This is a genomic window from Bacteroidetes bacterium GWF2_43_63, from assembly GCA_001769275.1.
Lineage (GTDB): Bacteria > Bacteroidota > Bacteroidia > Bacteroidales > DTU049 > GWF2-43-63.
In genome coordinates this window covers 68,270-80,674 of record MEOQ01000005.1, presented here as the reverse complement: position 1 = coordinate 80,674, position 12,405 = coordinate 68,270, and the positions used below count along the sequence as shown (strand labels likewise).

Annotated in this window: 10 protein-coding genes; 6 read left to right on the top strand and 4 right to left on the bottom strand. The window is 43.7% G+C overall.

Annotated features, from left to right (window positions below; all coding sequences use genetic code 11):
• Positions 1-8: 8 nt before the first annotated feature.
• Both A2W93_05215 and A2W93_05210 read right to left on the bottom strand, forming a co-directional pair.
• Complete coding sequence (locus tag A2W93_05215; GenBank protein OFY56274.1) at positions 9-671, bottom strand: hypothetical protein; 663 nt, start codon at positions 669-671, stop codon at positions 9-11.
• Positions 672-798: 127 nt separating this feature from the next.
• Positions 799-1,116: a hypothetical protein gene (locus A2W93_05210; protein OFY56273.1), complete on the bottom strand. Its 318-nt coding sequence runs from the start codon at positions 1,114-1,116 to the stop codon at positions 799-801.
• 209 nt (positions 1,117-1,325) lie between these two features.
• On the opposite strand from A2W93_05210, the gene A2W93_05205 reads away from it, so the two are divergent.
• Positions 1,326-2,690: an MATE family efflux transporter gene (locus A2W93_05205; GenBank protein OFY56272.1), complete on the top strand. Its 1,365-nt coding sequence runs from the start codon at positions 1,326-1,328 to the stop codon at positions 2,688-2,690.
• Between the two features lie 99 nt (positions 2,691-2,789).
• Here the strand turns inward: A2W93_05205 and A2W93_05200 are convergent, their stop codons facing one another.
• Complete coding sequence (locus tag A2W93_05200) at positions 2,790-3,020, bottom strand: hypothetical protein (protein ID OFY56271.1); 231 nt, start codon at positions 3,018-3,020, stop codon at positions 2,790-2,792.
• Between the two features lie 98 nt (positions 3,021-3,118).
• Here A2W93_05200 and A2W93_05195 point away from each other — a divergent pair, with 98 nt between their 5' ends.
• From A2W93_05195 to A2W93_05180, 4 genes are all read left to right on the top strand, one after another.
• Positions 3,119-3,568, top strand: a complete 450-nt coding sequence (locus tag A2W93_05195; protein ID OFY56330.1) for a glutamyl-tRNA amidotransferase — start codon at positions 3,119-3,121, stop codon at positions 3,566-3,568.
• A gap of 11 nt (positions 3,569-3,579) precedes the next feature.
• The gene (locus A2W93_05190; GenBank protein OFY56270.1) at positions 3,580-5,328 is read left to right on the top strand and encodes a hypothetical protein; all 1,749 of its coding nucleotides are present in this window, start codon (positions 3,580-3,582) and stop codon (positions 5,326-5,328) included.
• Between the two features lie 136 nt (positions 5,329-5,464).
• Entirely contained in the window at positions 5,465-8,575 is a 3,111-nt protein-coding gene (locus tag A2W93_05185) for a hypothetical protein (protein OFY56269.1), read from the top strand.
• Between the two features lie 4 nt (positions 8,576-8,579).
• Entirely contained in the window at positions 8,580-9,482 is a 903-nt protein-coding gene (locus A2W93_05180) for a hypothetical protein (protein ID OFY56268.1), read from the top strand.
• A 336-nt stretch (positions 9,483-9,818) separates the two neighbouring features.
• Here the strand turns inward: A2W93_05180 and A2W93_05175 are convergent, their stop codons facing one another.
• A complete protein-coding gene (locus tag A2W93_05175; protein OFY56267.1) occupies positions 9,819-10,250 on the bottom strand; it encodes a hypothetical protein in 432 nt (143 codons plus the stop codon).
• A 170-nt stretch (positions 10,251-10,420) separates the two neighbouring features.
• Between A2W93_05175 and A2W93_05170 the strand changes: the two genes are divergently transcribed.
• Complete coding sequence (locus tag A2W93_05170; GenBank protein OFY56266.1) at positions 10,421-12,232, top strand: hypothetical protein; 1,812 nt, start codon at positions 10,421-10,423, stop codon at positions 12,230-12,232.
• The last annotated feature ends 173 nt before the right edge of the window (positions 12,233-12,405 follow it).

Sequence of the window (12,405 nt, the reverse complement as noted above, 5' to 3'; positions counted from 1 at the left end):
TAATTATCCTATATTGTAATCACAAGAAACCAAACAGCCACAAATGCAATTAGAAAAACACAAAGCAAAACCAACTCAATAGTCAAGACTGTCTTTATCATAACAATCCCAGACCAGTTATCCTTGTTTTGCAAGGTTTTTCTGCGAGCGATAAAAAGCGAAACTATGCTTAATATGTAAAACAATATGCTTAAAAACCCAAGTATGTTAGAAATTGTCCATAAAAAATTACTGTAAAGTAAGAATAAAACAATTGACAGCCCAAGAAACCCTAATCCAAGAATAGCCAATGGATGCAGTTTTTTTGTATCACAAGTGGCCGGAATAGCTGTCAGTAATGAAGTTTTTCTGATCAAGAAACGTTTGAATACAGACGGAAATCCTGAGTCAACATTTGATATGCTCTGTGTAAGCGCCTTTTCCATTGAAAAGTGTTCTTTCTGAACAGAATCATTTGTTTGATCCGGTGCTGAAACGAGTTCCGGTTGAGTTGCGCAAACATCGGCATCCTTCATTGTATCTACATTGTCAATAAAAGTATCGGCAAACTGACTGCTATCGCATTGAACAACCTTACCTGTCGCCCGCTGACCTAAGAAAAAACCTTTCATATATTGCCGCTTCTCAATCTGACAGGAAGTCACAACAATAACTCCAATAAATAAGAGCAAGAATGCAGATAAAGCTCTGCGAGCAGAAAACACTAAAGTCTTTCTTATTGCTTTTATTTTCATTGGGGTTGGGATTTGGTGAACAGTTAATGGTTATTGGTTAACGGTTAACTGTCAATGGTTGTTATCAATTTGAAGTATTTTCAATCATCTGCCTCAACTCCTCATTTTCCTTCTTCAATTCAAGCATATAGAGGGTAAGTTCTTCAATTTTGCGGAGCAGGGTGCCGTAGCTTTCACCCAAAGATAAACCATTTTCGGTCACTTCGGTTTCGGAGGGCACATCGGGCAGGTGGGCATTTTCCACACTCTTTGGCAAATTGAATTTCATAATTGTAATATAATTGAAGCTGCAAGAATATGAAATAAAATTTATTTTGTCAAATATTTTTAATTTTTTGTATTTATTATTCAATTTTTTATGATGCAATTTTAATTTATACAATCATATAAGGATTCTTTAATAACAAAATGACATTAAAGCAAGAATACAAACTTCCCCCGAAAAAAATTCAATACCGCAAAACATTGCACATTTCACCGCGCTCCAGGCCCCATGCATTTAGAGTTGCGCCTTACAAAACTCACAACTGACCACTCACAACTGACCACTTATCCTTATCTTTGCCCGCTACAAAAAATTATCCAGCCCGGATGGATCCGAAACTCGAAGAACTTGGAAAAGGAAAAATCGGCAAGTTGTTGCTCAACTATGCGCTGCCGGCCATTATTGCAACAACCGCCAGTTCGTTGTATAATATCATCGACCGTATTTTTATTGGGCAGGGTGTTGGAGCAATGGCTATTTCGGGTCTGGCGCTTACTTTTCCGGTAATGAATCTGGCAATCGCTTTTGGAACGCTGGTAGGTGCCGGCGCTTCGGCCCTTGTTTCCATCCGCATGGGACAAAAACGCAGAGCCGATGCCATCCGCATTCTGGGAAATGCGTTGGTGCTGAATATCATTATCGGCCTATCCTTTTCTGTTTTGTCGATGATATTTCTGGAGGATATTCTGCGTTTGTTCGGCGCCAGCGATAATACATTGCCTTTTGCGCGCGACTTCATGCAGATTATTTTATCCGCTGTAGTTATATCGCATATGTTTTTCGGACTGAATAATATTATGCGTTCATCGGGATATCCGAAAAAAGCCATGGTCTCAATTTTACTTACCATTGCCGTGAATATTATTCTGGCGCCATTGTTTATTTTTGTTTTCAATTGGGGCATCCGCGGAGCTGCGATTGCAACAATGGTATCACAGTTTATCGGTTTGGTATGGGTGCTGGCGCATTTCATCAGCCGCAAGCCATTTATACACTTCAGACCGTCGGGTTTCAGATTAAAGAAAAGAATTGTATCGGATATTTTTGCCATTGGCTTATCGCCATTTATGATACATGTTGCAGCAAGTGCGGTTTCACTCATTACCAATCTGCAGCTGACCGGATTCGGTGGGGATTATGCCATTGGCGCTTACGGAATTATAGGCAGCATCGGCATGCTGGCAGTGATGATAGTCCTTGGCCTCACTCAGGGAATGCAACCGATTGTTGGGTTTAACTACGGCGCCAAACAGTATAACCGCGTTACAGATGTTTTGAAACTGACCATTCTGTGGGCAACGGGAATCAGCATCTTTGGATTTCTGGCAAGCATGATTTTCCCCGAACAGATAGCCCGGGCATTTACCACCGATGAAACCATGATTGCCACTACTGTTCACGGCATGCGAATAACCATGATTGTTTTCTTTGTTGTTGGTTTTCAGGTGGTGGTTTCAAGTTTTTTTCAGTACATCGGAAAAGCAAAAATTGCCATTTTTCTCAGTCTTTCGCGTCAGGTGATATTTTTAATTCCGTTGCTTTTAATACTTCCCGGATTTTTTGATCTCGACGGCGTGTGGATAGCTTTGCCAGCCTCAGATCTTATAGCCACGATCACTACCGCTTTCATTTTGTTTTATTACAGAAATAAATTGCGCAAACATGGTGAAATTGCAATGACACCAGAGTGAGTGAAAACATTTTCTTGTGACAAAGAGTTTAACAGAGTACACACGGAGTAACACAGAGTAGATTTAACGAGGCAAAAGCCGTAATCAATTGCAGCAAAATTAATCTGCAAGCGAGCTTGCATAGTTCAATTTGCTGCAATTGATGAGCACAACTACTTTGTGTTTTTCAAACGGCTTTTGCTCATATATTACTTTGTGCGACTTGGTGCTGAACTTTGTGAGACTTTGTGAACCGAGCACCGGCGGTGAGAGCTCATGCGCTGCCCTGAGCCTGACGAAGGGAGCACATTGCGAAAGTGATATAATGCGCGAATAAACTGCGATTCCCATTGCATTATTTGGAATTTAATACGTCGGCCGGGGCGTTATCAGAATAGGAGCATCACATGAATCCGGATTTTCGTATTTTTGTAAAAAACAAAACAATCATGAGTTTACTCGAAAAAATAAGCACCGACATTATGGCCGCCATGAAGGCGCGCGAAATGGAAAAACTTGAAGCATTACGTGGTGTCAAAGCTGCATTACTTGTGGCCAATACAGCCGAAGGCGGAAAAGAAATCACAGAAGATGACGAACTGAAAATTCTGCAGAAGCTTGTGAAACAACGCAGGGAATCGGCTGAGATTTACAAAACTCAGAATCGTATGGATCTGTATGAGGTTGAAGTCAATCAGGCCAATGTGATTGAAACCTATCTTCCGGCGCAAATGAGCGAAGAAGAAGTGAAAAAAATCATTCAGGAAGTTATTGTTCAAACCGGCGCCAGCAGCATCAGGGACATGGGTAAGGTTATGGGAATGGCTACAAAACAATTGGCTGGAAAAGCTGATAATAGTTTAGTGTCGCGATTGGTGAAAGAATTGCTGCCAGCCTGATTTACATACAAATGCTTCAGCCCAAATCTTTCATAACGATTCTGACAGCACTCCTGCTGTTTACAGTTCAGGTCGCACCGGCACAGGAAAAGCCGGATGCCAAGCCTGAAAATGAAATAATATCCCGGATTGATATTCTGAATGACAGTGCTTTTCATATTCTGAATTCCGATCCCGCCAAATCTTTGGATCTTTCACAGATGGCCCTTGAATCAAGCCTGAAAAACGGATATGCTGAAGGACAAATGAACGCGCTGCTGCTCAGCGGAATGGTTTATAAAAAAATCGGCGCTTTTGATAAATCTGCTGACGCCTATTTTCAGGCACTCCGTATTGCTGAAGCAGAAAAAAACAACGTGAAGATTTCAAGTTGTCTGAACAACATCGGCAATATTTATCAGGCGCAGAATAATTTCGAAAAAGCGCTTCATTATTACAACCTGTCGCTCAATCTTGAAGAAGAACTCGACAACAATCCCCAGATTTCAATACGTCTTTATAACATTGGCGCGCTGCATGAATCGGTTGACAGTCTTGACCGGGCGCTGACATTTTATTACAACTCTCTGCTTATTGAAGAACAGATTAAAAACAACGAAGGGATTCTGTTTGCCCTCTATGGCATTGCCGGAGTGGAAACCCGGCTTGGAAGATTCGACAGTGCCCTTCACAATCTGGAACGAGCGCTGCGGGTTGCACGTGAAATGAATGACCACTCAGGGTTATCGCTCGTTTTTCATGAATTTGGCAAACTCCACCTGGCCCGGAAGGATTTCAAAAACGCTGTTCTGTCGCTTGACTCCGGTATTTATTATGCAACCAGTGCCAGAATGAAAAATGAGCAGATGATGATGTACAAAGACATGTCAGCTGCTTATCATGCCATGGGGCAAAATGATGAAGCTTATCGGTTCCTGCTTCTTCATGTGAATATGAAAGATACCATCGCGGGTATTGAGATAAAGGGGAAAGTTGCCGAACTCGAAACCCGTTTTCAGGTTGAAAAAAAGCAGGAGGAAATCCAGTATTTGAAAAACCTGAATGACATAGAATCAAGAATGGCGGATGCTGAACGTAGAAGCCGGATTTTCCTGCTCATTACCATCATTATGATCATTGTTCTTTCTGTGTTCAACCTGCGACGGGTGGCTTCCGACACCAGAAGCATTGTTCAGATAAGCCTGGCGGCCTTTGGCGGGCTGTTGGTGATCGCGTTCATTATATCCCTGTTTTATCTTCCGCTCAGCTGGCAAGTGTTTTTGCATAGTTTCCGCGATGTCATCATTTATTCTGTTCCGTTTCTTTTTATTGGAATTTTTGTTGCAGAACGGATCCTGATGAAAAAACATCTGACCCGGGCAGCCGATTATACAAAGCAGATCCAGGAAATCCATCCGGCAGCCAGCGAAAAAATCATTGCATTTCGTTTTGAAGGGAAGGATGCGGCAGTCAGCATACCACTGAAGGATATTCTTTGCATTGAGGCTGCTGACAATTATGTAGCGCTGTATTATTTCGTGAATTCCATGGTTAAAAAGGAACTGTTCCGGTCCACAATGAAAATGGCCGAGGAACAACTGGCTGGCAATGATGAGATGGTGCGCTGTCATAAATCATACATAATCAACATATCGAATATTCACCATGTATCGGGCAATGCGCAGGGATTCCGGCTCCATTTAAACGGACTTGATTTCGAAATTCCGGTTTCACGTACCTTCCCCCGGTCGATGATCGATCAAATCAGAAAACGCAGTTAAATCGTTCATTCAGTGCTTGTTTATCCTTTACCGTTTGCCCACTAAGCGTGCAGATGACCACAAAAACATGCCCCTTGTCCCCGTGAAAAAAATTCGCGCTTTGAGCGTTATATCTTAGCGTCAAATTATTTTTCCAATGAATCGATTTTACTTTTTAAGGGGATTTCTTCCGGCCATTTTCATTTGTGTTTTTGCAGGCGGTTTGTCAGGTCAGACTTATAACATGGCCACATACAACGGACAAACCGTAAACACCTGTTCCGGCACTTTTACCGATGGAGGCGGAGCCGGTAGTTACGGCAACAACGAAAACTACACCGTCACATTTTGTTCTTCATCGGGGCAACCGCTGATGTTTGATTTTTCAACATCCGGTTCATTCGACATAGATGTCCCTGACGACACGCTCTTCTTTTATGACGGAACAGCAGCCACAGGAACTCCCATTGCAATACTCACCTACCTCGACGACAACACCCAGACCGGGTACAGTTCGCAGTTAAAAATAAACACGGTCAGCACCTGTGTAACTGTTGTCTGGAAATCAAATTCTGCAGGTACCGATGCAGGCTGGTCGGCAGTGATTTCATGCGGAGCCCCGCCCACCTGCGCCAGCAATCCACCGGCAGCCGATATTTTCGGACAAGCTACCCCCGTCTGTAATATTGCCAATTATTGTGGAACAACGGCCGCGTATTATGGCGAAGACACCCCATTCAACCTTATCGGCGGTGGCGTTTGTCCAACCCCTGACGACGGCATTTTCGGCGCAACCATTGAAAATAACTCCTGGCTAAAATTTGAAGCCATGGCCACTTCCGCCATTTTCGATTTCACTGTTTCGGGCGGTTCCTGCATGTCTGGAATTCAAGCTGGAGTATTTTCGTACAACCCAACAACACACTTATTTGCGCTTAAATCGCCCTGTGCGCTTACCGATGCAGGTCAAACGGGAACTTTCTCACTCACTGCTTCTTCGCTTACTCCCGGCGAAGTGTATTACATGATGATTGACGGTTACGCCGGTGATAACTGCGACTACACCATTGCGGTTAACACAGGCGTCAATATCGTGGATGCCGGACCAAACCAGGCGGTTTGCGATACATTCACAACACTCGCCGCCAACTCACCCATGACCGCTGGCCTATGGACTGTTTTTTCCGGATCAGGAAATTTCCTTGACAATACAGCCCCTGATACTTACGTTAGCGGACTCAGCACAGGAAACAATGTTTTTGTATGGACTTCAACCAGTAGTTTCTGCGGTGCTGTTACCGATACGGTTACCATTAATGTTACTTCCTCAGCACCCATTAATCTGAGTTGCGGTACATCCACGACCAACAGCGTTCAGTTTACATGGACGGTCGCAGCGGGTGCCACGGGATACAATATTTCTTACACCATTAACGGCGGATCGGCCAACAATGATGCGACAACCGGAACAAGTTATACAGTAAACACGCTCAGCCCTGGCGACAATGTAAACATGACGGTAACACCCACCGGCGGCTCCTGCTACACTTCGGACAACATTACCTGCAGCGCAACGACAGCAGCCTGCGGCGCCAATGCCGGCACAGTAAAAGTCTTTATCAACAGCGTCGATGTTACCAATGCTTCCAATGAATACGTTCTATGTTTCGGTGATGATCTGGATATTGTTTCCGACAACAATTTCACTTTGCCCCCCGCAGCAGGCATTGATCCAACCGGTCTGGGATATGGATTTTACACCGCTGCTCCTGTAAGTATTGATCCGGCGCTCGATGCAGGGTTTTCAGGCCTGATTGATTACCACGAAGACATCAGTGATTTGAATTCATCCGGGCCAGCATCACCTGTGTTTACAGCTATTGGCACCTCAAATCCGTATTTCTGGATTGTTCCTTTCACCCTCGATGACCAGCTGAATATCGCTAATGGCGGCTTGGATGATTCCCGTGGATGGGATACTGACAGCGATGATTGTTTCGATTTGGGGACGCCTATGAAATTTACCTATCTCAATCAATTGACAGCTGCCTACGATGAAGACTGCAGTAATGGGACCTCCACAATTACCATCAGCGGCGGCTCGCCGGAACTGATTGCCGGAACCGAATATCAGATCAGTCTTTCCGGTGCAGGTACTCTTTCCGATACAACGCTTATTGTCAGCGGAGGCAGCGTATCTGTATCTGGCCTCGGTAGCGGTGATTCATATTCACTCGCGATTGCCGATGACAATGGATGCTCCATTACAGTTGGCAATACTTCTTTTGTTGCAGGTCCTTCACTATCATATGTTGCCGTTAATCCTGATTGCTTCGGCGATGGCAGCGGCAGTATTGATCTTTCGATAACCGGTGGAACTGGTGCAATCAGCTACGATTGGAGTCACGACCCGCTGGAAACAGCTCCAGATCTGGCAGGGCTGGGCGCAGGCACATACGTTGTAACGGTCACAGACATTTCTGGTTGCACCGATATCGCATCTATTACGATCGTTGAACCACAGAAAATTTCTTTTATTACATCTTTCACAGACCTCACATGTTTTAATGATTTTACAGGATTCGCCAGTGTTGCGGCAAGCGGAGGCACTCAGCCCTATTCATATTTATGGAGCAGCAGCGAAACCACAGCATCCATCAGCAGTCTCAACGCAGGCGTTTATTCAGTCACACTAACCGACGCACATGGATGTGATACAGTTACTACTGTACTTCTTACACAACCTGATTCAATATTAGTTTCTGAAACAATAGCCGATGCCTATTGCCCTGAATCGACCGATGGCAGCATCGGGCTTATAGTAAACGGCGGTACGGCACCTTACACCTATAGCTGGAGCAGTGGCATATTTGCAGCGACGGCAGATAATCTTGCATCAGGTGAATATGCAGTGACTGTAACCGACACACATGGGTGTGAAGAAACGAAGACATATTCAGTCAGTTTCATTAACGATGTTTGTCTGAATATTCCGGATGCATTTTCACCAAATGCAGATGGAGTCAATGACACATGGCAGATCGAAGGAATTGAAAACTTTGAAAACATCCGGATTCAGATATTCAACCGCTGGGGTCAACTGGTGTTTGAATTTGAGGGAACAGGCGTTGCATACAATGATTCTGATGCGCAATGGGACGGCAAAGTCAACGATACCGAACTCACAACAAACTCCTTCATCTATATGCTCGATCTGATGAACGGTCAGCAAACATACAACGGAATTGTAACTATTATTAAAGACTAATGCCATGAAAAAAATAATATTTGTTTCAATTATTCTTCTTCTGTCCGTTGCATCAACAGCGCAGCAGGAGCCAATGCACAGCCAGTACACCTTCAACTCATTTGTGTTGAATCCAGCTGTAGCTGGCAGCAACGATTATATTCCGTTCAGATTTGGGATCAGGCGTCAATGGACAGGAATTAAAGACGGACCCATGACTCAGGTTCTGAGCATGCACAGCAGCATAGGGCAGGCAAGCAGAATGGGTGTTGGCGGTGTAATAATTCATGACCAGTACGGACCACTTAGTAAATCGGGAATACGCGGGGCGTTTGCCTTCACAGTGAATCCCGGTTCGAAAACAAAATTTGCTTTCGGACTCGCGCTTTCCTGCTACCAGCTTACCGTTGACGAAAGCAATCTGAATATCATCAACCCGAATGATGTTGTGATTAACGGAGAAACCGAATCTGTCATTATTCCTGATGCCGATTTTGGAATGTATGTGCACAATGAGCGGTTGTTTGCTGGATTTTCGGCAACACAACTCATCCAGTATCCTCTGAATTTGAACAATGACCTCCGAAAACAGATTCCACATTTTTATTTGCTTGGAGGATATCGTTTCAAAATAAGTGAGAATACAGATCTGGAACCATCGGCACTGATTAAGAAAAACGGGCCTATGCCTGTGCAGTTAGACATCAATGCCAGAGCCATTTTCAACAAGGACTACTGGTGTGGCCTTTCGTACCGGACACAGGATGCGGCTGTTTTAATGATCGGAATGAATTTCAACAATTTGTCAATCGGTTACGCCTTTGATTACACGCTGAGCAAACTCACCAGTATCAACAATGGAACGCACGAGCTGGTGCTTGGTTTCAACATGAAACAAAAGTCAAGGACCTCCGCCCCAATTCTTTAAAATGCTCAATGCAGCACCTGCAAATGCAATAGTTATGTTTTATTCATGTTTATAATTACCCCTCCGGCACGCGTCACCCCCTTGGCGCGTGCATTTTTTTGTGCGCGAAAAGCTCTTGGAATAAGTTCAAAAAGTTTCTAAAGTAAAAAGTTGAAAGGCGACGTAAAGAATTGCGACGCAATGCACAGAGCTTGGAGCTATGGAAGGAAGTTCAACGCACTCAGGTCGCTTCGCGACGCAGAGAGGTTGACTTAATAGCTTCTTCTGAAAGTTTCCTAATCTTTAGTCTGGCTGTTGGATTGGAAATTATGAGTTATAAAATAGGTGCACTTTTATTCAATCAAGGAGTGTTCTTTTAATATCCGCTACAATCTCCCCATGATCAAATGCCAGTTGCGGCAGCTGATTGAGCGGAAACCATTTCACTGATGCGGCATCGTCGCCGGCAACAGCAGCAGGAAATACATCTTGAATTGAAGTAAAAATCACTGAAATCGTGCGACCGCGCGGATCGCGGTTGGGGCGACTGTAAGCACGAAACTGCTGCAAATTTTCCAACTGTACATTTGTTTCCTCCTGAAGCTCGCGCGCAATGGCCACTTCGAGCGTTTCATCTTCGTCAACAAATCCGCCAGGCAAAGCATAACAGTCTTTGAAGGGATCGTGTTTCCGCTCAATCAAAAGAATAAACCAGTCATTGCATTGTTTCACCAAAATTGCTGCATCGACAGTCACAGCAGGGCGCGGATATTCGTAGCAGTATTTCATAATTACAAACTTACAAAATCTTTTCGCCGAAAAAATTCCTTTTCACTATCTTCGTTATCCGATTATACGAAAATGAATTGAAACCCTATAAGGGTGAATGCTTCGGCGCGTGTAATACCACTACAAAATCTGACCCCATGAGACACTTTTTCTGGTTATTTTTTCTTCCTTTGTTTTCTTTTGCACAACAGCAAACTCCTGAATCTTCGCCCGCAGAATGGATGAATAAAAATCAGGAACTGAGAAAAAATGCTTTTCAATTTCCAGATAAAAACATCATCATGGGAGATACATTGTATATCACCGATGATACCTTAATTACCGGCAACTGGAGCTTTAACGGAACACTCATTGCGGTTGATACGGGAAAAATTTTAATACAGAATGCTACCGTACTTTTGGCAGGGGACATGATTGTTTTTGGCAACGATGCACGCATTGATATTCTGAATTCAACAGTCAATATGCCGCAGCAATATTTCTATCAGCGCTCTATGATTGCGGCTGGCAGCGGAATTATGAACATTGAAAACAGCACACTCAATTTCAACGGACTATCGCATAATATGTCAATTGCCGATAACGGAAGCGTGATTATGAACAATGTCACTACTACCGGATTCCGCACCTGTGGCCTGAGTGGAACAGGATCTATAAACATTAACGGCATTAATCAGGCGGGAGAATTTGTCATTACTGGTTCTTCAAATGTTGTTATTAAAAATGCAGAAACCGTTCTTTTGTGGCACCAGTTCCCGGCCGGAAGCATTATAACACATTCGTTTCCTGATGGCGATACATTGCTAAGCTACGATTTCAACAACACCACCCCGGGTGTAAGCGGCATTGATTATAACATTGAAATTGACTCATGCACCGATGTAATGTGGGGCCTGATGCCGGAACCAAACACAAATGTTGCGATCAGCAACAGTACTCTCCGCACCATCGGGCTCTGGTTTACCGGCAGTGATTCTTTGAATGTGTCTGGATTGGTGAATCAGACCACCTATGCAAACCAGCTCATGAATATCAGCGATCGCAGTCTAACGCTACAGGCCTGCTCGGTTCGCACATGGAGCATTTATACATTCGACACTGTAAAAGTCAATGTTCAATCGTGTATAGTTGGCGAAATAGGCACCTTCGGCTATTCGCAGCTGATGACCAACACAACGATGATAGACGGAAGCGGCGGATATTTCTTCGCGGGTGATCACAGTATCTGTTTGGGAGGTTACACCACTTGCAGTTCTGCGGTGCGATCGCAACAAAACGGGATCATGCTGTACATTAACAGCAATGTGCTGTATGGCGCGCTGGAAGCGCTTGGAGAAAGTGTGCTCATTGTTGCACAAAGCACAATTCCACAGGATCCGGCATACCGCGATCAGGGCTGTGCCTGGTTTGTGAATATTGATGGCCCCTACGAAACTTATTACGGGCAAAATTATTCAGTGAATGGTTCAGCATGGATTGACAAAGATCCTTCGTCGCTATTGATGGATTTCGGTTCGTACCAATTGTTTTACAGCACCGACATGGGAATTACATGGATTGCAGCTGGACCTGAACAAGTCATGGAGAAACGTCACGAATGGCTCGGCTACATCAATACAGCATTGTTTCCATCCGAAGGAAATTATCTGATCAAAGCAACACTGAAAGACAATCAGACCACCCCGGTAGCCATTGATGCCATTGTTGCGTTGAATGTTTTGCCAGCCTATTTAAGTGTTTCGGAACAGGAAAGCAATATCCGAATATATCCGAATCCGGCTACAGATGTTATCTACATTGACTTGTTGGAAAATTCAAAATGCGACATAAAACTGTTTTCCATGGACGGAAAAGTTGTTTTTGATCAACGCAACATCTCCGGAGATGAGACTCATATTGACGTTTCGGACTTATGTCCCGGATTGTATCTTGTGGAAATTGCTGGAAAAAATATTTACAGAAATAAAATTCTGGTACAATAAAAAAATAGTTGTTTCTTAAATTATCGGTGAGTTTTAAGGGCTAATCTTGTAGAATATTTGTGCTAATTTTGAGTGTAATAACAAAAGAATCAGCAATATAATCAATATATCAAAACAACTCTGTACTAATAATTATACTGTTTCGAGTATTTTTTATACGTTTCCTTATTTAT